At 69.8% G+C, this 24,276-nt stretch carries 25 protein-coding genes and 1 pseudogene; 8 read left to right on the forward strand and 18 right to left on the reverse strand.

Annotation, left to right across the window (positions count from 1 at the left end; all coding sequences use genetic code 11):
- The first annotated feature begins 84 nt into the window (after positions 1 to 84).
- From PQS31_RS10165 to PQS31_RS10175, 3 genes are all read left to right on the forward strand, one after another.
- Positions 85 to 1,263: an NAD-dependent epimerase/dehydratase family protein gene (locus PQS31_RS10165; protein ID WP_272762611.1), complete on the forward strand. Its 1,179-nt coding sequence runs from the start codon at positions 85 to 87 to the stop codon at positions 1,261 to 1,263.
- An 83-nt stretch (positions 1,264 to 1,346) separates the two neighbouring features.
- On the forward strand, positions 1,347 to 2,270 hold the full coding sequence (locus tag PQS31_RS10170; protein WP_272762612.1) for a M14 family metallocarboxypeptidase: 924 nt from the start codon (positions 1,347 to 1,349) through the stop codon (positions 2,268 to 2,270).
- Between the two features lie 4 nt (positions 2,271 to 2,274).
- A complete protein-coding gene (locus tag PQS31_RS10175) occupies positions 2,275 to 2,688 on the forward strand; it encodes a VOC family protein (RefSeq protein WP_272762613.1) in 414 nt (137 codons plus the stop codon).
- 7 nt (positions 2,689 to 2,695) lie between these two features.
- Here PQS31_RS10175 and PQS31_RS10180 read toward each other — a convergent pair whose 3' ends face one another.
- Positions 2,696 to 3,679, reverse strand: coding sequence for a glutathione S-transferase family protein (locus tag PQS31_RS10180; RefSeq protein WP_272762614.1), 984 nt, complete (start codon positions 3,677 to 3,679; stop codon positions 2,696 to 2,698).
- Between the two features lie 130 nt (positions 3,680 to 3,809).
- On the opposite strand from PQS31_RS10180, the gene PQS31_RS10185 reads away from it, so the two are divergent.
- Positions 3,810 to 4,769: a glutaminase gene (locus tag PQS31_RS10185; RefSeq protein ID WP_272762615.1), complete on the forward strand. Its 960-nt coding sequence runs from the start codon at positions 3,810 to 3,812 to the stop codon at positions 4,767 to 4,769.
- A 34-nt stretch (positions 4,770 to 4,803) separates the two neighbouring features.
- On the opposite strand, the gene PQS31_RS10190 is transcribed toward PQS31_RS10185, so the two are convergent.
- Together PQS31_RS10190 and PQS31_RS10195 are read right to left on the reverse strand one after the other, a co-directional pair.
- Positions 4,804 to 6,165 (reverse strand): glycoside hydrolase family 16 protein, encoded by a 1,362-nt coding sequence (locus PQS31_RS10190; RefSeq protein WP_272762616.1) that lies wholly within the window; start codon positions 6,163 to 6,165, stop codon positions 4,804 to 4,806.
- A 231-nt stretch (positions 6,166 to 6,396) separates the two neighbouring features.
- Entirely contained in the window at positions 6,397 to 7,098 is a 702-nt protein-coding gene (locus PQS31_RS10195) for a pirin family protein (protein WP_272762617.1), read from the reverse strand.
- Positions 7,099 to 7,196: 98 nt separating this feature from the next.
- Here PQS31_RS10195 and PQS31_RS10200 point away from each other — a divergent pair, with 98 nt between their 5' ends.
- A complete protein-coding gene (locus PQS31_RS10200) occupies positions 7,197 to 8,111 on the forward strand; it encodes a LysR family transcriptional regulator (protein ID WP_272762618.1) in 915 nt (304 codons plus the stop codon).
- A gap of 1 nt (position 8,112) precedes the next feature.
- Here the strand turns inward: PQS31_RS10200 and PQS31_RS10205 are convergent, their stop codons facing one another.
- Genes PQS31_RS10205 through PQS31_RS10215 form a run of 3 tightly spaced genes read right to left on the reverse strand, consistent with a single transcriptional unit; the run spans position 8,113 to position 9,096 of the window.
- Positions 8,113 to 8,280 (reverse strand): hypothetical protein, encoded by a 168-nt coding sequence (locus PQS31_RS10205; RefSeq protein WP_272762619.1) that lies wholly within the window; start codon positions 8,278 to 8,280, stop codon positions 8,113 to 8,115.
- Positions 8,267 to 8,467, reverse strand: a complete 201-nt coding sequence (locus PQS31_RS10210) for a hypothetical protein (RefSeq protein WP_272762620.1) — start codon at positions 8,465 to 8,467, stop codon at positions 8,267 to 8,269. Before PQS31_RS10210 ends, PQS31_RS10205 begins: the two co-directional genes overlap by 14 nt.
- Positions 8,464 to 9,096 (reverse strand): MBL fold metallo-hydrolase, encoded by a 633-nt coding sequence (locus PQS31_RS10215; protein WP_272762621.1) that lies wholly within the window; start codon positions 9,094 to 9,096, stop codon positions 8,464 to 8,466. The genes PQS31_RS10210 and PQS31_RS10215 overlap by 4 nt, the downstream gene beginning before the upstream one ends.
- A 372-nt stretch (positions 9,097 to 9,468) precedes the next feature.
- Between PQS31_RS10215 and PQS31_RS10220 the strand changes: the two are divergent.
- Together PQS31_RS10220 and PQS31_RS10225 are read left to right on the forward strand one after the other, a co-directional pair.
- Positions 9,469 to 10,323: pseudogene (locus PQS31_RS10220) on the forward strand (D-hexose-6-phosphate mutarotase); the annotation flags it as partial.
- A 244-nt stretch (positions 10,324 to 10,567) separates the two neighbouring features.
- Positions 10,568 to 12,694: a M13-type metalloendopeptidase gene (locus tag PQS31_RS10225; RefSeq protein WP_272762623.1), complete on the forward strand. Its 2,127-nt coding sequence runs from the start codon at positions 10,568 to 10,570 to the stop codon at positions 12,692 to 12,694.
- An 85-nt stretch (positions 12,695 to 12,779) separates the two neighbouring features.
- Here PQS31_RS10225 and PQS31_RS10230 read toward each other — a convergent pair whose 3' ends face one another.
- The 12 genes from PQS31_RS10230 to PQS31_RS10285 all read right to left on the reverse strand — a co-directional run bounded on the left by PQS31_RS10230 (position 12,780) and on the right by PQS31_RS10285 (position 23,484).
- Positions 12,780 to 13,193, reverse strand: coding sequence for an OsmC family protein (locus PQS31_RS10230; RefSeq protein ID WP_272762624.1), 414 nt, complete (start codon positions 13,191 to 13,193; stop codon positions 12,780 to 12,782).
- A gap of 104 nt (positions 13,194 to 13,297) precedes the next feature.
- On the reverse strand, positions 13,298 to 14,896 hold the full coding sequence (locus PQS31_RS10235) for an AbgT family transporter (protein ID WP_272762625.1): 1,599 nt from the start codon (positions 14,894 to 14,896) through the stop codon (positions 13,298 to 13,300).
- A gap of 123 nt (positions 14,897 to 15,019) precedes the next feature.
- Positions 15,020 to 15,811, reverse strand: a complete 792-nt coding sequence (locus PQS31_RS10240; RefSeq protein WP_272762626.1) for a hypothetical protein — start codon at positions 15,809 to 15,811, stop codon at positions 15,020 to 15,022.
- Between the two features lie 218 nt (positions 15,812 to 16,029).
- Complete coding sequence (locus PQS31_RS10245) at positions 16,030 to 16,881, reverse strand: hypothetical protein (protein ID WP_272762627.1); 852 nt, start codon at positions 16,879 to 16,881, stop codon at positions 16,030 to 16,032.
- Positions 16,882 to 16,952: 71 nt separating this feature from the next.
- The gene (locus PQS31_RS10250) at positions 16,953 to 18,779 is read right to left on the reverse strand and encodes a DUF885 domain-containing protein (RefSeq protein ID WP_272762628.1); all 1,827 of its coding nucleotides are present in this window, start codon (positions 18,777 to 18,779) and stop codon (positions 16,953 to 16,955) included.
- A gap of 90 nt (positions 18,780 to 18,869) precedes the next feature.
- The gene (locus PQS31_RS10255; RefSeq protein WP_272762629.1) at positions 18,870 to 19,472 is read right to left on the reverse strand and encodes a nitroreductase family protein; all 603 of its coding nucleotides are present in this window, start codon (positions 19,470 to 19,472) and stop codon (positions 18,870 to 18,872) included.
- A gap of 196 nt (positions 19,473 to 19,668) precedes the next feature.
- Entirely contained in the window at positions 19,669 to 19,992 is a 324-nt protein-coding gene (locus tag PQS31_RS10260; protein ID WP_272762777.1) for a glycine zipper 2TM domain-containing protein, read from the reverse strand.
- A 177-nt stretch (positions 19,993 to 20,169) separates the two neighbouring features.
- On the reverse strand, positions 20,170 to 20,970 hold the full coding sequence (locus PQS31_RS10265) for an SDR family oxidoreductase (protein WP_272762630.1): 801 nt from the start codon (positions 20,968 to 20,970) through the stop codon (positions 20,170 to 20,172).
- A gap of 82 nt (positions 20,971 to 21,052) precedes the next feature.
- Positions 21,053 to 21,298, reverse strand: coding sequence for a hypothetical protein (locus PQS31_RS10270; protein WP_272762631.1), 246 nt, complete (start codon positions 21,296 to 21,298; stop codon positions 21,053 to 21,055).
- Between the two features lie 13 nt (positions 21,299 to 21,311).
- Positions 21,312 to 21,620 (reverse strand): YkgJ family cysteine cluster protein, encoded by a 309-nt coding sequence (locus PQS31_RS10275; protein ID WP_272762778.1) that lies wholly within the window; start codon positions 21,618 to 21,620, stop codon positions 21,312 to 21,314.
- Complete coding sequence (locus PQS31_RS10280; RefSeq protein WP_272762632.1) at positions 21,614 to 22,279, reverse strand: methyltransferase domain-containing protein; 666 nt, start codon at positions 22,277 to 22,279, stop codon at positions 21,614 to 21,616. Before PQS31_RS10280 ends, PQS31_RS10275 begins: the two co-directional genes overlap by 7 nt.
- Before the next feature lie 158 nt (positions 22,280 to 22,437).
- Entirely contained in the window at positions 22,438 to 23,484 is a 1,047-nt protein-coding gene (locus tag PQS31_RS10285; RefSeq protein ID WP_272762633.1) for an ROK family protein, read from the reverse strand.
- A 103-nt stretch (positions 23,485 to 23,587) separates the two neighbouring features.
- Between PQS31_RS10285 and PQS31_RS10290 the strand changes: the two genes are divergently transcribed.
- Positions 23,588 to 24,247, forward strand: coding sequence for a DUF998 domain-containing protein (locus PQS31_RS10290; protein ID WP_272762634.1), 660 nt, complete (start codon positions 23,588 to 23,590; stop codon positions 24,245 to 24,247).
- The last annotated feature ends 29 nt before the right edge of the window (positions 24,248 to 24,276 follow it).

Here is a 24,276-nt window from a genome sequence, read left to right on the forward strand (position 1 = left end):
CCGGCAGGGGAAGCGGACGCAGGGCTTCGGCAGACTGCGTCGACAGCGTCGCCGCTGGGGTGACGCACCGTCTGGGAGCATCCCATGCCGAGCCGCCGTGCCGTCCTGAAATCCGCTGCGCTCGCTGCTGCTGCCAGCGCCCTGCCGGACCTGTCGTCCGCGGTGGCGCCGGCGCCCGTGGCAGCCGCCGACCGGCCGTTGCGCATCCTGATCCTCGGCGGCACCGGCTTCACCGGCCCGTTCCAGGTGGCCCATGCGCTGGCCCGCGGGCATCGGGTCACGGTGTTCAATCGCGGCCGACGGCCGGCGCTCGAATGGGGCGGCCGCGTGGAACAGCTTCAGGGCGACCGCGACACCGGCGACCTGCAGGCGCTGCAGGGACGCGAATGGGATGTCTGCATCGACAACCCCACGACGTTGCCGGCCTGGGTGCGCGACGCGGGCCAGGTGCTGCGCGGACAGATCGGGCACTACAACTTCATCTCCTCGATTTCCGTGTATGCCGACGGCCGGCCGCCGGGCATCACCGAAGACGCGGCGCTCGCGCGCTATGCGGGGGCCGATCCGCTGGCGGAAACCCAGGCGTCGCTGGCGGCCGACATGGCGGCGCTGTTCGGGCCGCTAAAAGCCGCGAGCGAGGCGGAATCGCGGCGCCAGTTCGGCGACCGCGTCACGATCGTGCGGCCGGGCTTCATCGTCGGACCGCGCGACGAGACCGATCGCTTCACCTGGTGGCCGCTGCGCGTGGCCGCCGGTGGCGAGATGCTGGTGCCCGGCGATGGCCGTGAGCCGGTGCAGTTCGTCGACGGCCGCGATCTCGGCGAATGGATCGTGCATCTGGCCGAAACCCGCACGCCGGGTGTCTTCAATGCCACCGGCCCCGACTATCGCCTCGGCACCGACGCCTTCGTACACGGCCTGCACGCGGTGATGGGCGGCCCGATCCGCTTCACCCATGTGCCCGCGTCCTTCCTGGCCGCGCAGGGCGTCGCGTTCGGCGCGGACCTGCCCATCTGGTTTCCCGGCGATCACCGCTTCGCCGGATTCGGCCAGGTCGACAACCGACGCGCGATCGCCGCCGGCCTGCGCTTCCGCCCGCTGGCGACGACGGTGAACGATCTGCTGGCATGGCATCACGCGCGTCCCGACGAACGTCGCCACACGCTGCGTGCGGGCATGTCGCGCGAGCGCGAGGCCGCATTGCTGCAGGCCTGGCACGCGACCGCGACCGCACCGGGTGACGGGGGCGACGGCCGGACGTAAGCGGGTGGTGCGCACGCACGGTGCGCTCGCGGCCGGCACGGAGCCGCGTGTACAGTGCCCGGCCCGAGTCGAGGAGTGCCCGCATGACTGCATCCACCGCGTTTGCCGGCCTGGGCACGCCAGGCCAGCCCTGGGGCGATGCCGAGCGCGCGCAGTGGCGCAGCCGCCTCGTGCGCCACCGCCGCTACGCCGACGACGTGGTGCCGCGCATCGAGCGGCTGCGTGCGCGCTGGGACGTCGTGCAGTACGGCGAGCTGGTCTACGACGGCGAGGCGTTTCCGCTGCTGGCGCTGCGCAGCCGGGACGCGGACGCTGCGCTGCCGGTCGCGCTGGTCACCGGCGGCGTGCACGGCTATGAGACCAGCGGCGTGCAGGGCGCCCTGGCGTTCGCCGAGCAGCACGCCGAGGATTACGCCGGGCGCATCCAGCTGCTGGTGGCGCCGTGCGTGAGCCCCTGGGCGTACGAACGCATCCAGCGCTGGAACCGGAACGCGGTCGATCCCAACCGCGCGTTCCGGGATGCCAGCCCCGCCGAGGAATCCGCGGCGCTGATGGCGCTGGTGGCCCCGCTGCGCGCACGCATCCGCGTGCACGTCGATCTGCACGAGACCACCGACAGCGACGAGAGCGAGTTCCGCCCGGCGCTCGCGGCGCGCGACGGCCAGGTCTTCGTGCCGGGCACGATTCCCGACGGCTTCTATCTCGTCGGCGACTCGGAGCGGCCCCAGCCCGGATTCCAGCAGGCGGTGCTCGATGCGGTCGCAGCGGTCACCCACATCGCGCCCGCCGACGCCGACGGCACCCTGATCGGTACGCCGCTGGCCGCGCCGGGGCTGATCGAATATCCGGTGCGCCGGCTCGGCCTGTGCGCGGGCGTGAGCGATGCGCCCTTCGTCACCACGACCGAGGTGTATCCCGACAGCCCGCGCACCACGCCGGCCGAGTGCGACGCGGCCCAGGTGGCGGCCGTGCGCGCGGCGATCGACTTCGCGCTGGCGTCGGCCTGACGCCATGCTGCGCGGCATCCACCACGTCGCGGTGATCTGCGGCGACTACGCGGCCTCGAAGGCGTTCTACACCGACGTGCTCGGGCTCGCGGTCGTGGCCGAGCATTATCGTGAGGCGCGTGACTCGTGGAAGCTCGACCTCGCACTGCCCGACGGCGGCCGGCTCGAGCTGTTCTCGTTTCCCGGCGCGCCGCCACGGCCCACGCGGCCGGAGGCCCGGGGGCTGCGGCATCTCGCCTTCGCGGTCGATGACGTCGAGGCCTGGCGCCGACACCTGATGGCGGCCGGCGTCGAGGTCGAGGCGATCCGCGTCGACCCCTATACCGATCGGCGCTTCACGTTCTTCGCCGATCCCGACGGTCTGCCGCTCGAGTTCTACGAAGTGCCTCGCGTCGACGGGGCGCCCAGCGGCCCCTGAGCCGCACTCAACGCGCGCCGCTCGGCGCGTCGTCGTCGAGGCTGAAATCGAGCGCGGGCCCCGCCGGTACGATGCCGGTGGGATTGATGTGGCGGTGGCTCTGGTAGTAGTGGCGCTTGATGTGGTCCATGTCGACCGTCGGCGCGACCGCGGGATGGGCATACAGCCGGCGCGTGTAGGCCCAGAGCGCGGGATAGTCGACGATGCGGCGTCGGTTGCACTTGAAGTGCCCGTGGTAGACGGCATCGAAGCGCAGCAGCGTCGTGAACAGTCGCCAGTCCGCTTCGGTCAGCGTGTCGCCGACGAGGTATTCGTGCGCCGACAAACGTGCTTCCAGCCAGTCGAGGGTGTCGAACACGCCCGCCACGGCCTCGTCGTAGGCCGCCTGGCGCTTGGCGAAGCCGGCCTTGTACACGCCATTGTTGAGGCCGTCGTAGACGCGGTCGTTGACGGCGTCGATCTCGCCGCGCAGCGCCTCGGGATAGAAATCGCCCGGCGTGGCGCCCACCGCGTCGAACGCGCTGTTGAACATGCGGATGATGTCGGCCGATTCGTTGCTGACCACGCGCGAGGTGTGCGTATCCCACAGCACCGGCACGGTCACGCGGCCGGTGTAACGGGGATCGGACTTCACGTACAGCTGCCAGACCGTGTCCGCGCCTTCGACGCTGTCGGGGATCACGCCGGGGCCGTCGGTGAAGGTCCAGCCGTCCTCGGCCATCAGCCAGTGGGTGACCGACAGGCCGACCATGTCCTGCAGGCCCTTGAGCTCGCGGAAGATCGCGGCACGATGCGCCCAGGGGCAGGCGCGCGCGATGTAGAGGTGATAGCGCCCCGGCTCTGCGGCAAAGCCGCCGTCACCGCTGGGACCGGGGGCGCCGTCGGCGGTGACCCAGTTGCGGAACACCGAGGACGGCCGTTGCAGGCGGCCCTCGTCGTCCACCAGTGCCTTGTCGTCGTCCCGCCACACGCCGTCGACCAGCATGCCCATGTCGGCCTCGCTCGCTGAAGAAAGAAGCCGCAGTGTGGACGGGCACGCGTCAAGCAGGCGTGCCGGCGTGCGCACCGCGCATTGACACGGGCGCGCGCACACTCGCGACCCGCTTCCGGTGCGAACGTCCATGCGCAATCCCCCGCAGAATCCCCACGACATCAGCCGTCACGATCTGCAGGACATCCTGTCGACGATCCACGCCGAGATCCGCGAGCGCTTCGACACGCAGACCGGCAAGGTCGCCGACTACATTCCCGCGCTCGCCTCGGTCCCGCGCGACACCTTCGGCATGGCGGTCGTCACGCTCGACGGTGACGTCTACACGGTGGGCGAGGCGCACGCGCCGTTTTCGATCCAGAGCATTTCCAAGGTGCACACGTTGACGCTGGCACTGGACAAGGCCGGCGACGACCTGTGGAAGCGCGTGGGCCGGGAGCCGTCGGGTGATCCCTTCAACTCGCTGATCCAGCTCGAGCACGAGAGCGGCCTTCCGCGGAATCCCTTCATCAACGCGGGTGCCATCGTGGTCGCCGATGTGATCCTGTCGCACTACGACGACCCGGAAGCGGCGTTCCTGCGTTTCATGCGCGAACGCGCGGGCAATCCGGACATCGGCCGCGACGACGAGATCTGGGAATCGGAGCGCAAGAGTGGCTATCGCAACGTGGCGCTGGCCAACTTCATCCGCAGCTTCGGCAATATCGAGAACGACGTGCAGGCGGTGCTGGATTTCTATTACTTCCAGTGCGCGCTGAAGATGAACTGCATCGACCTCGCGCGCAGCCTGCAGTTCCTCGCCGACCGCGGCCGGTGCCCGTCGTCGGGCGAGCAGGTGACCAGTATCGAGCGCGCCCGCCGGACCAATGCGGTGATGATGACCTGCGGCACCTACGACGCTGCCGGGGAGTTCGCATTCCACGTCGGTCTGCCGGCCAAGAGCGGGGTCGGCGGTGGCATCGTCGCGGTGGTGCCGCATGTGCTGACGCTGTGCGTCTGGTCGCCCGCGCTGGACGAGAAGGGCAATTCGCAGCTCGGTGCGTACGCCTTGCACCGCTTCACGCGCATGACCGGCCTGTCGGTGTTCTGAGCCGGGCGCGGCGCACCGCGCCCGGCCGACGTGCTCACGGGCTCTGGTAGTAGACGTTGTCGATGAACAGCTCGACGTCCTGCGCCGGCGGGTCGGCGACGACCATGAACATCTGTTTCACCGCATGCAGGTCGAGGTCGTAGAAGGCGCTGAAGGGAATCGTGACCGCGTGCCACTGGCCGTCGCGGACCAGACCGTAGTTCTGGCCACCGGCGACGAAATCCACCCAGCTGTCGCCGAAGGACGTGTTGATGCCGATCTTGAACGTCGACGCCGTGGTGGTCCGCATATGGAATTTCAGCGAACCGCCGGCATAGGCGCTCATGTTGCGGTAGTCGGTGATGATGCCGAGCCCGAACCACTCGCTCGCGCGTGCGCGGAACGCCATCGTCTCGTTGCCCTCGAACGGCGCGGCGGCGATCGGCGCGAGGTTGTTCCAGAGGAACAGGTCCGCGTCGCGGCCAAAGTCCAGCGCGCCGGCGAGGCCGGCCTGTTCGGAATAGACACCGAACCGGCCGGCGGGCACCGCACTGTCGCCGCCGATGTGCAGTTCGCTGTCGGGGTGGTCCTGGTAGAGCCGGATCCAGTCGACCAGCATCCGGCCCGGGAGCGGTGCGGTGATGCCGCCGGCGTCGAAGATGCCGGTGTAGGTGCCGCCGACCGCGAGGTTGAGCAGCAGGAAATGCGGCTGGTGGAACTCGTGCAGCGATGCGCCTTCGATGTCGGAGATCGCCATCTCGAAGTATTGCTGCCCGTCGATGCTGACCCGGATGAACTGCGGATCCCAGGTCATGCGGTAGATGCGGTAGTCGTCGTGCAGGTCGGCCGGGAAATCCATGAAGTCGCCGTGGCTGGCATGGCCGCCGCCATAGTTCCAGTGCACCGCGCCGCCGACACGCCGGTTCGCCATGCCCGCGGCGATGCCGTCGACGTGGCCGATTTCCATGATGTCGATCTCGCCGCGGTCGGGCCAGACGCCGATCGCACCGAGCATCCAGTACGCCGGCCACAGGCCGTTGCCGACCTCCGGCGTGCGGATGCGCGCCTCCAGCGTGCCGTACTTGAAGTGCACACGGCCCTCGGTCTTCAGCCGCGCCGAGGTGAAGGGGCTGCCTTCGAAGTTCTCGCGACGCGCTTCGATGACGAGATTGCCGTTCTCCACGCGCGCGTTCTCCGGGCGGCTGGTGTAGTACTGCAATTCGCTGTTGCCCCAGCCGCAAATGCCGATCTGGCAGCCGGTGCCGACGTCGAAGGTCCAGGTATTGCCGTTGATCGACGTGCCGTCGAAGTTCTCTTCCCAGACCGGCGTCTGGGCCTGCGCGGCGGCGGGCAGCGCGAGTGCGGCGAGGCCGACGCATGCGGCGATCGGAAGGGCGATGAGGGATGACCGGTCCATGTGAGCTCCTTGCGTGATGGTGGTGGTCCACCCCCTGACCTGGACCGCCATCGACGCTGCCGCAGGCTGACAACGCTGTCAAAAGCGCCCTCTGCCGGATGTCGCGTTCGGGGCAGGCGGTCACGGAACCCCGTTCAGACCACGTGAAACGTCGCCCATACAGAAACCGCCGATGCTGCGGTTGCAGCATCGGCGGCGTGTCGCATGCACCGGAATCGCAGAATCCGCGCGCTACGGCGCGGTGTCGACCAGCACCAGCTCCGCGTCGTCGAGCGCCATCACGCGGATCGTGGCCTCTTCGCGGATCGCGGCGCCATCGCGGGCGTCGATCCGGGTGCCGTTGATCTCCACGGCGCCCGAGGCCGGCACCAGATAGCCCAGGCGGCCGGGAGCGAACGCGTATTCGGCCGTGTCCCCGGCTTTCAGGCTGGCGCCGAGCACGCGGGCCGAAGCCCGGATCGGCAGGGCGTCGTCGTCGCCATCGAGGCCGCTGGCCAGTGCGACGAACCCGCCGCTGCGCGCATCCTTCGGGAACGGCTTCGTGCCCCAGGTCGGTGCACCGCCGCGCGCGTCGGGAATGATCCAGATCTGGAAGATCCGGGTCTGCTCGCCTTCCATGTTGTATTCCGCGTGCTGGATGCCGGTGCCGGCGCTCATCACCTGCACGTCGCCCGCGCCGGTGCGGCCGGCGTTGCCGAGGTTGTCCTTGTGGCTGATCGCACCTTCGCGGACGTAGGTGATGATCTCCATGTCCGAATGTGGATGCGGGGGGAACCCCGTGCGCGGTGCGATCACGTCGTCGTTCCAGACGCGCAGCGCGCCCCAGCCCATGCGCGCGGGATCGTGGTAGCTCGCGAACGAGAAATGGTGGTGGGCGTCGAGCCAGCCGTGGTTCGCGGCGCCGAGGGTGTCGAAAGGACGACGTTCGATCATGACGGTATCCAGGAGTTCGGGAATGGCGCCACGTTACGCCTTGCCCGGCACGCAAGGAACGGAAAGAATGGAACACCATCCATTCCGTTTACGACGCCATGCAGCTTCCTGATCTCGAAGCCTGGGCCATCTTCTCGCGCGTGGCCGAGCTGGGCTCGTTCGCGGCCGCGGCCGAGGCGCTGGGCATCACCCAGCCCACGGTGTCGAAGGCGATCGCGCGTCTGGAAAAGCGGATCGGTACGCCGTTGCTGCACCGCACGTCGCGCCGGATGACGCTCACCGCTGCCGGCGAGGCCGCGGTCGAGCGTGCCGCCCGGCTGCTGGCCGAGGGCGAGGCGGTCGAGGCGGCGGTCACCGCGCAGGCGCTCAGTCCGCGCGGGCACGTCCGCGTGGCGGCGCCGATGTCGTTCGGCGTCGCCCATGTCGCGCCGCTGCTGCCGGCCTTCATGGCGAAGTTTCCCGACGTGACGCTGGAGCTGGTGCTGAGCGACGAGACGGTCGACATCGTGGGCGGCGGCTTCGATCTGGCCCTGCGCATCGGCACGCTGGACGATTCCAGCCTGATCGCGCGCCGGCTGTGCGGCGTGCGCATTCTGCTGGTGGGCGCACCCGCGTACTTCGAGCGCGCGGGGCGCCCGAAACACCCGCGCGACCTGGCCGGCCATCGCGGCCTGACCTACGCCTATGCGCGCTCGGGGGCCGCGTGGCGTTTCCACCACGCGCGCCATGGCGACTACTCGGTCGGCGTGCCCTCGGTGCTGCGCGCGAACAACGCCGAAGCGCTGACGCCGGCGCTGCTGGCCGGGCAGGGGTTGGCGCTGCAACCGGAGTTTCTGGTCTGGCGCGAACTGCGGCGCGGCGCGCTCGAAGTCGCCATGCCGGGCTGGCAGCCGCCGGAGATCGCGGTGCACGTGGTCATGCCGCCGGGCCGCAGCCGCCCCGCGCGCGTGCAGGCGCTGGTCGACCATCTCGCCCGCAGGCTGGCGCAGGCGCCGTGGGCGTCCGGCGAGTGAATCAGCGCGCGGCGCGGTGGTCGTGTGCGTGGTCGCCGCGCAGGGCGAGCGCGCGGTAGGCCGTGCGTTGCGCCGCGTCGAATGCAGCTGCGGCGCCGCGCGGACGGTCCGGGCCCGCGGCGCTGTCGAGTACCCGCGTCGCGTCGAGCCCGGCGTTAGAGATCGCCATAGGCGCGCTGCAGGGCTGCGAAGGTCGCCTCGCCGGTGCAGTGGCCCGGTGCGATGAAGTCGATGGCGTAGGGTTCCAGCGCATCGACGACCCCGGCGATCGCCGCATCGTCGGCATCGACATAGTGGAAGCCGCCGATCACGAGATGGATGTCCGAATCGAGCTTCGCCGCTTCCGCGACGATCACCGGCAGACCCGGATGCGAGCAGCCGACGACGAGCAGAAGGCCCTCGGTGTGCGCACCGCCAGCGACAGTTCGCGCAGTTCGCGCGTGCCCGGCACGTCGGACACGGTCGCGATCACCCAGACGCCCGGCGCGGGTTCGGTGGTCTGCGCAATCGGCCGCAGTTTCGCGCCGGACCAGGCGCTGCCGAACTGCAGCGTCTCCGGCGGGGCGCCGTCGAAGTAGCGCATGTGTGCGGGCAGGGTGTCGTCCTCGCGGTAGAAGCTCGACGGCAGCGACGAGCCGTCGATGCCGAAGCCGTCCTGCGGCGCATGGATCGCGACGTCCGGGTTGGCTTCGAGGACCACCGACACGCCCGCCATGTGGTCGGCATGGCGATGGGACATCACCACCATGCCGAGATCGGCCAGATTTTCGCCTGCCGTCGCGGCGCTGCGGCGAAACGTCTCCGCGTCATCGCCGGTGTCGAACAGGATGCGCCGGCCGTCGACCTCGATCAGCGCCGCGAAGCCCCAGTCCTTCTCCAGCGCCGGGTCGTCGCCGAAGGCGTCGTAGAGCACGGTGATGGTCGGCGCGGTGTCGTCGGCGAAGGCCGGCAGCGCGGCGGACAGCAGCAGACTCGGCAACAGCACGGGCGCAGTGGCATGGCGATGGCTCGACGGGACCGGACCTGCAGCTCAGGTCGCGCGGACGCCGCGCCGGACACCGGTTCCGGCACACCGTGTTGCCGGATCCGCGATGCCGGCCGCGCGCCGTGCGTTACCCTGCGCCGGTTTCCCACGAGCCGTGCCATGCCCGTCACCGTCCGCCTGCTGCTGCCGTGCCTGATCGCCGCGCTCGTCGGGTGCGTTGCAGGCAGGGGGAACGAAACGCCGCCCAGGACTGCCGCCATGACCCGATTCGCCGACATCACCGAAACCCGTTTCACCGCGCCCGAGCGTTACGCGGACGCGGTCGCCGCCGCCGCGACGCCGGCGCCAGCACCGGCCGTGCCAGACGTGGACGGCGTGCGGATCGGCACCTTCGCCGGCTATCCGGCCGTGCTGGTCGAGACCGCGCAGGCACGCGCGGCGATCGCGCTGCATGGCGGGCATCTGCTGTCGTACGTGCCGGCCGGCGGCGAGGACGTGCTGTGGTTGTCGCCGCGGCTGGCGGATGTGCCGGCCGCGATCCGCGGCGGCGTGCCGGTGATCTGGCCGTACTTCGGTCGCCAGGGGCAGACGGACGACGTGCCTTCGCACGGCTTCGTGCGCACCGTGCGCTGGCAGCTGCTCGAGGCGACGCGCGATGTCGACGGCGGCGTCGCGCTGACGCTGGCGCCGCCGACGTTTGCCGGTCTCGGTCTCGAACTGCGGATGCATCTGCGCATCGGCACGACGCTTGAGCAGAGCCTGGTGACGCGCAACACCGGGGACGCGCCGGTCGCGTTCACCCAGGCGCTGCACACCTACTTCCGCGTCTCCGATGTCGCGGGTGTCCGGGTCGAGGGGCTCGACGGTCTGGATTTTCTGGACAAGAACGACGGCTACGCCGTCCACACGCAGCGCGGCGCCTGGGTGCTGGACGACGACCGCGATCCGGGCCGCAGCGACTACATTTACGTCGACGCCGGCGGGCGCTACCGGCTGGACGATCCCGGGCTCGACCGGCGCATCGAACTCACGACCTCGGGCAGCCGCTCGCTCGTGGTCTGGAATCCGGGCGAGGCGTCGGCCGAACGCAGCGGCGACATGAACGCCGGCGCCTGGCGCGGTTTTCTGTGCCTGGAGGCCGCGAACGCCGGTCGCGACGTCGTGCGCCTGGCGCCTGGCCAGCGCCATACCTTGACCCAGCACGTCCGCGTGCACGCGCGCGACTGAGGCCCGATCCGGCCGCGACCCGCGTGGTCCGCGCCGTCCGTGACGACGGCAGCCCGGCAGAGGGCGGACCGGCGCCTGACGCGCGCTCGGACCACGGTGTTCGCAGGGCGCCGCCGGCGGCGCGAGTGCCATTGGTTGGGGCACGGTTCGGCCGACCGGGGCGCCGGGACCGGTATGCTGGGGCGACCGGTTTCGCATGCAACTGCCGCGATGCCGGCCCGACACGCCATTCCGGAGATCGACCTTGAAGAAGACCCTGCTGTCCGCGGCCACGGCCGTCGCGCTGACGATGGCGGCCTCGTCCGTTGCCGCCCACGACCATGACCACGCCTGTCTCGACGATCTGTGCCAGCTGCAGACGCTGTTCCAGGCCGGCACGCCTTCGGGTGGCAGCGCCGACGCGCCGGTCGCCGCCCAGCGCATGGGCACCTGGGGCATCGACACCGCCGGCATGGACACCCGTGTCCGCCCGGGTGACGACTTCTTCCGCTACGTCAGCGGCACCTGGGCCGACACCACCGAGATTCCGTCGGACAAGTCCAGCTACGGCGCGTTCCTGATCCTGCGCGATCTGTCCGAAGCGCGTCTGCGCCAGCTCGTCGAGAGCTACCGAACGGACGACGCCGCGCATGCCGACCGCGCCAAGGTCGCCACGCTGTATGCGGGCTTCATGGACCAGGCCGCGATCGAGGCCGCCGGCGCGCAGCCGCTCGCGCCCAAGCTCGCGGCGATCCGCGCCGCCGGCGACCACGAGGCCCTCGCGCGCCTGATGGGCGAGAGCCACGGCGGTTTCGGCCGCAGCTTCTTCGGCGTCGGCGTCTCCGACGACCAGCGCGATCCCGATCGCTACACGCTGTACATGAGCCAGTCGGGTCTGGGCCTCGGTGATCGCGAGATGTACCTGCGCGAGAACTTCGCGCCGCAGCGCGAGCGTTACCAGGCCTACATCGCGCAGATGCTCGAACTCGCCGGCTGGGACAACCCGCAGGGCAACGCCGAAGCCATCCTCGCGCTGGAGACGAAGATCGCCGAGGCGCACTGGACCCGCGCCGAAAGCCGCGACCGCGACAAGACCTACAACCCGGTCGAGCTGGCCGCGTTCGAGACCACCGCGCCGGGCTTCCCGTGGGCGACGTTCTTCGAGGCCGCCGGCGTGACCGCCGCGCCGCGCGCCGTCGTCCGCCAGAACACGGCGATCCCGAAGATGGCGCAGATCTTCGCCGACACCGACGTCGCCACCCTGCAGGCCTGGCAGGCCTTCCACACCACCGACAACGCCGCGCCGTTGCTGTCGAAGGCGTTCGAGGACGCGAACTTCGAGTTCCGCAACAAGTTCCTGTCCGGTCAGCCGGAACAGCGCGAGCGCTGGAAGCGCGGCGTGTCGTTCGCCGAGAACGCGATGGGCGAGGCGATCGGCCGCGACTACGTCGAGCTGTATTTCCCGGCCGACGCCAAGGCCAAGATGGACGAACTGGTCGCCAACGTGAAGGTGGCGATGGGCGCGCGTCTCGACCAGCTCGACTGGATGGGGCCCGAGACCAAGAAGGAAGCGCGCGCCAAGCTCGAGAATTTCGGCCTGAAGATCGGTCATCCCGACGAGTGGCGCGACTACTCGGGCCTCGAGGTGCGCGCCGGCGACGTGTTCGGCAACGCCGAACGTTCGATGGCGTTCGAGTGGGATTTCCGCCGCGCGCGGATCGGGCAGCAGGTGGACAAGGCGGAATGGGGGATGACCCCGCAGACGGTCAACGCCTACTACAACTCGGTCAAGAACGAGATCGTGTTCCCGGCGGCGATCCTGCAGCCCCCGTTCTTCGATCCCGAGGCGGATCCGGCGGTGAACTACGGCGCGATCGGCGGCGTGATCGGCCACGAGATCATCCACGGCTTCGACGACCAGGGCCGCAAGTCCGACGGCCAGGGCGTGCTGCGCGACTGGTGGACAGCCGAGGACGCGGCCAAGTTCGAAGCCCAGGCGGCCAAGCTCGGCGCGCAGTACGAGGCCTACGAGTTCCCGCAGCTGCCGGGCATGCACATCAACGGCCGGGTCGCGATGGGCGAGAACATCGGCGATCTCGGTGGCCTCACCATCGCACTCGAGGCCTACCGCCGCTCGCTGGGTGGCCGGCCCGCGCCGGAGATCGACGGCTACAGCGGCGAGCAGCGCCTGTTCATGGGCTGGGCGCAGGTGTGGCGCACGCTGTGGCGTGACGATGCGCTGCGTCAGCAGCTGGTCAACGGCACGCATTCGCCGGGCCACATCCGTGCGTTCGCGCCGCTGCGCAACATCGATGCCTGGTACGACGCGTTCGGCGTGACCGAGCAGGATGCGCTGTGGATCGCGCCGGAAGACCGCGTGCGGATCTGGTGATCCCACGCCAGCGATGAAGCACGACAGGGCCGGGATTTCCCGGCCCTGTTCCGTTGTGGGGCTGCGCTTCGCCCGTGTGCCCCGGTCAGTCGGCCAGCCTGCTCGCGACGCGCACCTCGCCGGTCAGCAGGCGGTGGATCGGGCAGGCGTTGGCGATCTGCAGCAGGCGTGTGCGCTGCCCGGCATCGAGCGGGCCGCCCAGGTGGATCGTGCGGGTGATATCGGTGCCGGCGGCGGGCGTGCCATCGGGATCGAGGGCGAGCTCGACCGCCACCGATTCCAGCGGCCACTGCTTGCGCGCCGCGTACATGCGCAACGTGATCGCGGTGCACGCGCCCAGCGCCGAGAGCAGCAGGTGATCGGGCGTCGGCGCGGTGTCGCCGCCGCCGAGCGCCGTCGGCTCGTCGGCGTACCAGGTGTGGCCGGCGCCGTCGTCGAGATCGACGCGGTAGGCGGGGCCGGCGGTGCGCGCGGTCAGGCGGGCGCGTGCGGTGGTCATGGGCATCGTCTCCGGGTGGGGCAGCCCTGCGGGCCGCGCGCCACCAGCGTGCCACGACGCAGGACCGGCCGTCGCGGACCCGCCGTGCATCCACCCGGCCTGCGCTAACCCGGTGTGTAGTAGGTCGGCGCGCCGGGCCCGACCGGCAGGCCCAGGCCGAACACCCACAGGAAGAACACCGCGGTCCAGCCGATGAAGAACACGACCGAGTAGGGCAGCATCATCGCGATCAGCGTGCCGACGCCGAGGTTGCGCTGGTACCGCGCCGCGAAGGCCATGATCAGGCCGAAGTAGCTCATCATTGGCGTGATCAGGTTGGTCACCGAATCGCCGATGCGGTAGGCCGACTGGATCACCTCCGGGCTGTAGCCGATCAGCATCAGCATCGGCACGAAGATCGGCGCGGTCACCGCCCACTGCGCCGAGGCCGAGCCCAGCGACAGGTTGATCAGCCCGCACAGCGCGATGAAGGCCAGGAACACCAGCGGCCCGGTCAGGCCGATCGACTGCAGCAGGTTCGAGCCCAGCACCGCCATCACCTGGCCGAGCTGGGTCCAGTTGAAGAACGCGACGAACTGGGCGGCGAAGAACACCAGCACGATGTACAGGCTCAGCGTGGCCATCGATTTCGCCATCGCGTCGATCACGTCACGGTCGTTGCGGATCGTCCCGGCCAGGGCGCCGTAGACGATGCCGGCCACCGCGAAGAACACCGCCACCAGCACCACGATGCCGGTGAGAAACGGGCGCAGGCTGCCCAGGGTGTCGTCGACGCCGGGCAGGCGCAGCGCGCCGTTCGCAGGCACCGTGAGCGCGGCGATCACGCCTGCGACCAGAAAGGCCGCCAGGCCCGACCACAGCAGCGCGCGACGCTCGCGGGCGGCCAGCGGATCCATGTTCACCGGTTCGGCGTCGGGATCGAGCTGCTTCGGATCGAAGGCGCCGAGCTTGGGTTCGACGATGTAGGTGGTCACGAACCAGCCGAGGAACGTGACCACGAACGTGCTGGCGATCATGAAGTACCAGTTGACCGCCGCGTGCACCTCGTAGGTGGGGTCGATCAACCGCGCCGCTTCCTGGGTGATGCCGGCGAGCAGCGGATCGACGGTGCCGATCAGCAGGTTCGCGCTGTAGCCGCCGGACACACCGGCGAACGCGGCCGCCAGGCCCGCGAGCGGATGGCGACCGAGCGCATGGAAGATCGCCGCCGCCAGCGGAATCACCACCACGTAGCCCATCTCCGAGGCCGTGTTCGACAGCACCGCGGCGAACACGATCACCACGGTCACCAGGTTCTTCGGCGCGCCGAGCACCAGCGCCTTGATCGCGGCGGTCAGCAGGCCCGATCGCTCGGCGATCCCGACGCCGAGCATCGCCACCAGCACCGTGCCCAGCGGCACGAAGGAGGTGAAGTTGGTCACCAGGCCCATGACGATCCGGCGCAGGCCCTCGGCATCGAGCAGGCTGATCACGCGGATGATGCCGTCCTCGGCGCGCCCGGAGGCGCCCTCGGGCCGAGGATCGGGTACCGAAACGCCATAGGCGGCCAGCACACCCGACAGCAGCACGATCAACAGCGCCAGCAATGCGAACAGCGTCACCGGATGCGGCAACAGATTGCCGAGGAACTCGACGGTGTTGAGCAGGCGCGTGATCGCGCTGCGCGGCTCGGATGCGGGCGCTGCCGACTTGCCTCGGGTCATCGTGCGGTCCGGTGCGGGTGGCCGGGCAGTCTAGCAAGCCGGTTGCAGCCGTCATCTCTCGTGCGTTGGCCACGACTGGTCTTGTAGGCGGTCGCCCAGTGGTGTGCGCCCGGCAATTCCGACTCAGCGACCTTCTGCGCCCGCGAAATAGTTTGTATAAATCTGCCGCCCGGCTTCCTCGATCTCGGCCCATTCAGCAGCCTGGAACGCGTCGGACGGATAGCGGCCCGGCCCATGTTCCCAGAGTCTGGCGAACTCGTTCTGTTGCCCGGCGCGACGCCCGGGGCGTTGCGCTTCCACGAGTTCAGCGACACCTGCTGGCTGCGCCGAGCGCGCCATGCGTTCGGCGACCGCGAGCTGCAACGCGTACTCGTGGATCCGCAACTCGCGGTCGCTGCGTTCGAACAGCAGGCCTCGTCCATCCAACGCTTGGACCTTGGCGCGGAGTGCGTGCTCGTCTCCGGCCTGGATTCGTTCCTGAAGCCACGATCTCGCCAGCGCGCGGCGCCGGTGTGCCTCCTGGGGATCGCGCACGACGCGTTCGCGACTGTCGAATTCGGCCAATCCAAGATCTGCGAAGCGTAGCTGCGCGTTGACATCGCCGGCTCGCGCCGCCTGCTCGAGCCAATGTGCAGCGCGAGCAAGATGATGCGCTGTCAGGACGCTGCAATCGTCGTACTGATCGGCACGCTGGAGAAAACGGTTCTCGATGTTAGTGCGGCGCACTTCATTGATGGATGTATCGTCGCCGCGTGTCGAATAAGCGATCTCGTCCTCGTACTCCTGTAGCAGACGTTCGGGTGCGTAGTCACGCAGGACGCGGTGACAGGCGCCCAGGCGCAATCCCAGCGCGGCCGCCGCCTTCGGGTCTCCCGCGTCCGCGCGGGCTTCATGTGCGCGGATGAAGTCCGCCATCGGCAGCCAGTCCTGATCGCCCAAGTGGACGTGACGTCGCGGGCTCATCACGGCGGAACCCTCCGGCCCTGCGCGCAGGTCCTGTCGCAATGCGCGGACCTGGTCGTGAGGCGTCGAGACAGGTTTTGTGCTGGCCTCAACGTGTAGCGATCGATCAGGCGCGCTACAACCAGCCAGCACAACTGCGAGAAAGACAGGCCATTGATATCGGAGTGAAGTCATTGCCTAGGCGCCTTTGACGTGTCAGCCGCCGGCTGCTGGAGTTCACGAGCAAGCACGCGCGCATGAGAACGCTCTTCGGCAGATGCTGTCTGTTCAAGCTTGCGAACGTGTTCGCTGGTCAGGCTGTCGGGGAAGCGTCGATACATGGGCGTCTCCGAGAATGCGAGCCAGAACCCGAGCGCGCGAGCCGGATCGGGCGTCAGCCACCCGTGGGCATCGTGTGCCCTCGACATCGCCAGGAGTGCAGCAGGCTCGCCCGCTCGGACCGCGGCCGACAGCATCTGCGTCGCTCTATTCCGTCGTCGTTCTACCTCGTCGGCAGCATCGACCAGCGCGGCCAGACTCGTGTACTCACGGAATGCGACATCCGGATAGAGCGCCATGGCTTCCGGGTGTCCCCGCTCGGCGGCCAGACTGACGTAGTACAACGCGTCTTTTGCGGGCGGATTCGCGCGAAGCCCCTCGGTGTCTGCGCACAGGCGGCTCGCCTCGGAATGCGCGAACAGCAGCAGATCGATGTTGCGGTCATCACCAATCGGTCGCCCGCCGATTCTGATGGCATCACCTGCGCCAGCAACCAACTCCGCGATCAACGCCGATACTCGGCCGCCTGGCAACGGCGTGTAGTCGATACAATGCGCGAGTGCTCGACCCAGACGGAATGCGGCATCGGCGTCGCCGGCGTCGGCGGCCACCTCGAGTTGGGAGCGCATGGCGTCGAATGGTCCCTCGGGCACACGAGCGACAGGTTTCTCTGTCGCGTGCGTCGCGGCACCGGCGCCCGTTTCGGTACCGAACGCCGTCGCCTCTCGTCCCGGTGGCACATGCGCGCGCCAAGCGAACAGCATGGCTAAACCGACCGCTGCGCCCGCCAAGGCCGGCGCCGCCCACCTGCGTATCGGCATACCGGACATGCGGCTCAGCCCGCCGAGGCTTTGGCGATGAAATCGTCCACTTCCCGCTCCAGCAGTTCCAGCGGCACCACGCCGGTCAGCAGCACGCGGTTGTGGAACGCGCGCGGGTCGAAACGCCCGCCGAGGGCGTCGCGGGCCTTGTCGCGCAGGCGGATGATCTCGAGCTGGCCGATCATGTACGACGTCGCCTGGCCTGGCATCACGACGTAGCGGTCGACTTCCGAGGCCGGAATGCCGTAGTCGATCGCCTGCTGGCGGGTCCAGCGCATCGCGTGCAGGCCGGTGTCGACGACCAGGCGCCGGGCACGGAACAGTTCGGCATCGAGCTGGCCCAGGCGGCCTTCCGGGTCGCCCTCGTACCAGCCTTCCTCGGCCGCCAGGCGTTCGGCGTACAGCGCCCAGCCCTCGCTGAAAGCGGAGATGCCGCCGAGCGCGCGGGTCTGCCGGAACTTCGGCAGGTCGGGGTTCTCGACCGACAGCGCGATCTGGAAGTGATGGCCCGGCACGGCCTCGTGGTAGACCAGCGTGCGCAGGCCGAAGCGGGTCAGCCGGTCGGGGCGCAACGGCATCTGGTAGACGCCCGGGCGCGAGCCGTCGAGCGGGGGCGCGGTATAGCTCGCCGCGGCGCTCGCCCAGCGGTACTCGGGGTAGGGCTGGGCGATCACCGGGGTCTTCGGACGGATGTCGAACAGCGCGTCGGCGCGGCGTTCGGCGTCGCGCATCATGGTCTCGATGTCGGCCATGATCGCGGCACGGCCGGCGTCGTCGTTGCTGTAGGCCAGGTCCCTGCGCAGTTGCGCGACGCGCGATTCCACGCTGCCCTCGGTGCGGCCCAGCGAGCGCAGGATGCCGTCCATCTCGCCCTCGATGCGCGCCACCTCGCGCAGACCGATGGCGTGAATGGCCTCGGCATCGAGTTGCGTCGAGGTGAAACGGCGCAGATGGTAGGCGTAGGCGTCGGCGCCGTCGGCGAAGCGCCACAGGCCGGCGTCGTCGGTGGCGCGCGGCTGCTGGGCGCGCAGTTCGGCGATCGCACGCGACCACGCCGGATACACGCCGGCCTGCACGGTGCGGGTGGCCTCGGCGACCAGCGCATCGCGGCCTGCGGCATCGAGCGCGTCCACCGATTGCAGACGCTCGGCGAACGTCGTCACCAGCGGATTGGCAGCGGCCGGGCCGTCGATGAACTGCTGCATCTGCGCGATGGTCGCGTCGAGGATGAAGCGTGGCGGCAGGATGTCGCGGGCGGCGAGTTCGCGCGCGCGGGCCATGGCCTCGTCCATGCGCGTCTCGAACAGCCCGAGGCGGGCGAGGTAGTTGCGCGCGTCCTCTTCGCTGCGCACCGGGTGCACCACGGTCATCAGGTTCGGCAGGCCGACATTGGCACCGCTGAACTGCTGCAGCGGAAAATTGTAGTGCTCGTAGCGCTCGCCCTCGACGGCGCTGCGCAGCTGCCAGTCCATCAGCTCGGCCGATACGCGCTCCACGTCGCGCATCGCATCGCGATCGAAGCGCGCCAGCTCGGCGATGCCGCGTTCGGCGAGTGCCAGGGTGCCGCGGCGGAACTCGGTCGTCTGCGGCGTGAGCTGGCGATCCATTTCGGACTGCAACGCGCCGTCGAAGTAGCGGCTTCCGGTGGCCGCATTGGGCTGCCGGCGCATCCAGTCGTCGGTGAAACGATCGAAGAACGCGGTGACCGGCGTCGGCGCCTGGCGCGTGGTCGCATCGTCGCGTGGCACGGCCGACGTCGGCGGGGTTGAAGCGCAGCCTGCCAGCAGCAGGCTGCCGGCAAGGGCGAAGGCGAGCGGGGCGACGCGAGGACGAAGGGTCACGGAAACTCCGGTCAGCGGTGGGTCCCTGCGATTCTACGCAGGGCCCACCGAAGCCCGTCCACGCGGCATGCAGCGCACGCCGTGCGGAACTCAGCCGTGGACGCGGAAACGGATCGCGTCGTCGATGTAGGTTTTGGGACCGATCGGCGCCGCGTGCGCACCGAAGGGCATCTGCGCGCGCAGGCGCCAGCTGGCCGGCAGATCCCATTCGCGCGCAGCGGCCTCGTCCGGCAACGGGTTGTAGTGCTGCAGGCTGGCGCCGATGTCGGCATCGGCGAGCGCGGTCCACACCGCGTACTGGGCGATGCCGGTGGCATGCTCGGACCACACCGGGAAGTTGTCCGCATACAGCGGAAACTTCGCCTGCAGATCGCGCACCACGTCCTGGTCCTCGTAGAACAGCACCGTGCCCGCGCCTGCGGCGAACCCGTCGATCTTGGCCTCGGTCTGCGCAAACGCGTCCGCAGCCACGATGCCGCGCAGTGCATCCTTCACGATGTCCCAGAACTTCACGCTCTGCGCGCCGTAGAGAATCACCGCGCGCGAGCTCTGCGAGTTGAACGACGACGGGCTTTCACGCACCGCGTCCTGGATCAGCGCGGTGACCTCGTCCTGCGGAATCGGCAGCGTGCGACCCAGGCTGTACTGGGTGCGGCGACGGTGTGCGGATTCGAGAAATGCGTTGTGGGGCATGACAACTCCATGAGGGGCCGGCGGGCGGCGACGGCAGCAGTCTGCATTGGCAGCAAGGATGGAACGACCGGGTGATTCGGGAAGGATCGTTGCATTCGCGCCACCCCGTGCCGCCTTCCGGGCAAGCAGTGAGTGTCTCGCACAAAAAAGCCGCCGCGGATGCCGCGGCGGCTGGCTGGCGATCAGGCTGCTCGATTCAGCGATAGACGCGCTCGCACCGCGTTTCGACGACGCGGTCGCCCCGTGCTTCCTGGCTGTTGCCCTGCACGTTGCGCCCGATCGCGCCGCCGGCGACCGCGCCGCCGACGGTGGCGATCTTGCGGCCACTGCCGCTGCCGATCTGGTTGCCGACCAGACCGCCGATGACCGCACCGGCCGCCGTGCCGCCGACCCGGTTGGGATCCGACGCGCTGCGACGGACCTCGACGTCCTGGCAGACGACGCGGCTGCCGTCGTTGAACCGGCGGCCTTCGTCCTGCGGGCCGTAGCTCTGGGCGTACGCGGCCGTGCTTCCCAGCATGGTCAAGGCGCCGATGCAGGCCAGGGTACGGATCGAATTCATGGGAATGCTCCTCGCGGATGACGTGACGACGATGCTGTCAGCGCATCACGCAAGCGCGGATGAAATCGCAGCGCGCTCGTGCCACTGGTTCAGGCCCCGGCCCGTGCGATGAAGAGCGTGTCGCGATGCGAGCGCTCAGGCGTACTGCATCTTCCGGCCCATGCCGCCGTCGACGACGATGTTCTGTCCCGTGATGAATCCGGCCGCCGGCGAAAGCAGGTGCACCGCGAGCGCACCGATGTCGCCGGGTTCGCCGACGCGTCCGCTGGGGTGCTGCGCATGGTCGCGACGCGAGAGTTTCGGCGCACGCCGGGCGACGGGCTTGCGCCACGCGTCGGTGGCGATCCAGCCCGGGCTGATCGCATTGACCCGCACACGCGGTCCCTCGCTGATCGCCAGCGCGTGGGTCAGCGCCGACAGCCCGCCCTTTGCTGCTGCATACGGTTCGGTGTGCGCTTCGGACTGGTGCACGCGGCTCGACGCGATATTGACGATCGCGCCGCCTCGCGCGCGCAACGCGGGCAGGGCGTGCTTGCAGCACAGGAACGCGCCGGTGAGATGGCCGTCGATGAAACGGCGCCATTCGGCCAGCGGCAGCGTAGCGAGATCCGGAACGCCGGGCGAGGCAGGCCCCGCGTTGTTGACCAGGCCGTCGAGACGCGAGAACCGTGCAAGCGCCTTGCGCATGAAGCCGCGCACCGATGCCTCGCGACTCACATCCAGCGGTGCGAACCAGGCGCGATCGCCGACCTGCCATTCGTCGAGACAGGCGCGACCGGCATCCCGGTCGAGATCGCCGATCGCGACACGGCCGCCGGCGCCGAGCACGGCCTGCGCGATGCCGCGGCCGATACCTTGTGCGCCGCCGGTGATGACGACGACGCGTCCGCTGAGTGGCGCGGCGTCGTGGTGTTCGATCGGAGGTGTCAGCGACATCGTGCTCACCGGTGCGGATCCGGCGCACAGTCTCCACGCGGCGGCATCGAGGGCGTGTCGACGGCGCACGCGCCGCCGGGTGTCAGCGGCTGCCGCCGCGTCCGCGACCGGCGGGTGCCGGGCCCGGCGCCGGGTGCTCGTCGAGGCGGGTCAGGGTGCGCGTGGTGCCGAGCTTCTCGATGCGGCCGCCGGCGCCGCAGAAGGCGGCGACGTCGTGCGCGATCCGTTCGCTGTTCAGCGCCGATGCGCGCTCGCTCGGGGCGCGTGACCCGGCGAACAGGTGACGGGTGCCGCCGCCCGCAGCGGCGGGCTTCTTCGTACCGGACATGCGATGCACTCCTTCAGTACATGATCAGTGGAATGCCGCGTGCGCCGTGATCGGCGTACTCGGCACGGATCTCGCGGCAGTAGGGGCCGCCCATCGCGAAGCGCCGGCACACTTCGGGCCGGGTGTCGTAGATCGAACAGCACATCCGCGCGGCATCAACCGCCACGCACCAGCCCTCGTCGTCGCGTGCCATCACCCGCAGGCCGGCGTCGGTGATGTCGGTGAAGCGTTCGGGCACGTCGTCGTCGCCCTGCAGCACGACGGTGAGCCGGCAGCAGACCGCATCGCAGGTGTCGCAATGGTCGTGTGCCGGGCTCACGATGCGGGGGCGCCACGCCGGTAGTGCAGCAGGCGTCCGCGCGGCGCCGTGTCGGGATCACCGTCGAGCGCCAGGCGCGCTTCGCTCGCGGTGAATCCCTGGGCGTGAAGCAGGCGACCGAAGGCTGTGCTGTGCCCGCGGCCGGGATCGGTGAGCATCACGACCGCGTCCGGACGGGCATGCCGCGCGACGACGCCGGCCAGGGTGACGGCATGGCCACGTTCGTAGAGCACGTCGCTGGCGATGATCATGTCGAAACGGCCCAGCGAGGCCAGTGGTTCGTCCCAGCACATGTGCCGGTAATGCACGGCGTCGAGCGCATTGAGCGCGGCGTTGTAGGCGAGAAAGCCTTCGGCCAGCGGGTGCATGTCCGAGGCGACCACATCGGCGCCGCGGCGCTGCAGCACCAGGCTCGACAGGCCGATGCCGCAGCCCATTTCGAGAATGCGCAGCCCGGCGATCTCGGTGCGAGCCATCACCTGCGCGAGCAGACGGCCGGACGGCCACAAGTGTCCGAACAGTGGCCACTGCGCCGACGAGATGCCGAGGCGGGCACCGTGGCCGTCCGGATCGGCGTACTGCTGGAGATCGGTCAGCATCCGCAGACGGTAGGAATGCGCGCCGACATCGACAGTGGAAATACGGGTGGAATAACCGGGCACGGCACTTCCTTCGGGAGCGTTGCCCAGACGGGCGGTCACGCATGGAGGGAAGCGAAGCGGCGACGGCTCAGGTCGCGCGGGCGCGCGGATCGGGCGTGGCCCGACGGTCGAGCATAGCACCGGGGCGGCGCGCCTCCGGCCCGGCCACGCCGCCGCGTTCAGCGCGGATGGTTGGTGTAGCTCGCGTTGCCGAGGCCGGTGCCGATCGTCAGTACGCCCCAGCGCGCGACCGCCTGCATCCGCGGGCGCTCACTCAGGCCCTGCACGACGGCGTCGTTATGCAGGTGCACGACCGGCGCGCGCCCGCCGATCCGGTCGAGGTGTGCGCCCAGCGCCCCGGCAACGCTGAAGCCTTCGGCCTCCCAGTCGCCGGGCAGATTCTGCGCGCCGTGGGCGATGCGGCCGTCCTGCCGGATCTGGCCCGGGCAGGCGATGCCGACGAACGGCGCGAGGTCCACGCCGAGGGTGCGTGCGTGCGCGATCAGACCGTTGAGCATGGCCGCCATCCGGATGATCGCTTCCTCGCGATCGGGGGATTCGGTGGCATGGCGCCACTGGCTGCGCTCGAGCACCGTGGCGCGGCTGCCGTCGTCGCGCTGGTCGAGGCGCGGTGCGATCAATCCGCAGCGGATGTTGGTGCCGCCGATGTCGACGGCGAGAAAGGCCGCGCGGCGCAGTGCGGTGGCCGGCGCCAGCGGCACCCAGCCCAGCAGCCCCGCATCGTCACCGTCGTGGCGGAGCAGGGTGAGCTCCACGCCCGCGCGCGCGAGCTTCAACAGACGTGCGGCGCGTCGCACCGACAGCGCACCGGCACGGCTGCCGGGGAAGCCGCCGCCGATGACGATGCGTTTGACGCCGGTCCATTCGGGTTGCGCGAGAAAGCAGCGCACCACCTCCGCCAGCCGTTCGGCGTGATCCTCGATCGCGGCGTGCACCAGATGCGCGGCATCGGCATCGCCGCCGACCAGCACGAGGTCGAGATCGCGCTTGGAAATGGCGTCGGTCGGTGTGCGTCCGAACGGATCGCGCTCGCCCGTGAAATGCTGGCGGCGCCGTGCGTCGAGCAGTGCGCGGAACGCCGTCTGGCTCGCGCGGTCGCCGACGAAGCCGTCGCCGTCGGGCGCGGCCAGCGCCAGATTGCAGCTGTCGATGCTCAGGCCCGGGATTCGCAGGGCGGCGTGGCGGTTGCGGGGGTCGCGGCTCATGTGCGCACTCGGATCAGGCGCCTAGGGTGCCCGGCGCGGCGTGGCGCGCCGTGAACGGCGCACGCCGGGTAGCATCACCGGCCTTGCCGTCCCGCGCCGCGTCATGCCGTCCCCACCCAGTCCCCGCGCATCACTTCATGCCGTCGGCATCTCGCATCGCTGGGCGGGCATCGCCCTGGCCGCGCTCGCCCTGTTCGTGGCCAGCGCGCTGGCGCTGCATCTGCGACGGCCGGACCTCGATCCGGTGCACAGCCAGATGAGCCTGTATCTCATCGGCCCCTGGGGGCCACTGCTGCAGGCCGCGTACGCATCGCTGGCGGCGGGCATGGGCGCGCTGGCGTGGGGCCTGCGCTCGGCGAGCAGCCCACACGCGCGCAGTTCCGCGCCGCTTCTGCTGTTCGGACTCGGCGGCCTCGCATTGACCATCACGGCCTATGCGTGGATGGATCTGCCCGGCGTGGACCGCACGTTCGAGGGCCTCGTCCACGGCCTCTCGGCGCAGGCGGCGTTTCTCTGTGCGACCGGCGGCATGGTGCTCCAGGCCCTGCGCTTCGCGGCTGATTCCGCGTGGCGGGCCACGGCGCGCTGGGCCTTGCCCTGGGCCCTGCTGTGCTTCGCATCGATCTGGGTGCTCGCGGCCTGGCGCGATGCGCCGCGGGGCCTTGCGCAGAAAACGGTGATCGCCCTGATCGTCGGATGGCTGGTCTGCGTGGCACTGACCCTGTGGCGGCGAACGCGGCGCAGGCACGCGCACGCGAGCTGATCGCGTTCACGCCGGCAGCACTGCGGCCG

The organism is Luteimonas sp. BLCC-B24 (assembly GCF_028550595.1).
Lineage (GTDB): Bacteria > Pseudomonadota > Gammaproteobacteria > Xanthomonadales > Xanthomonadaceae > Luteimonas.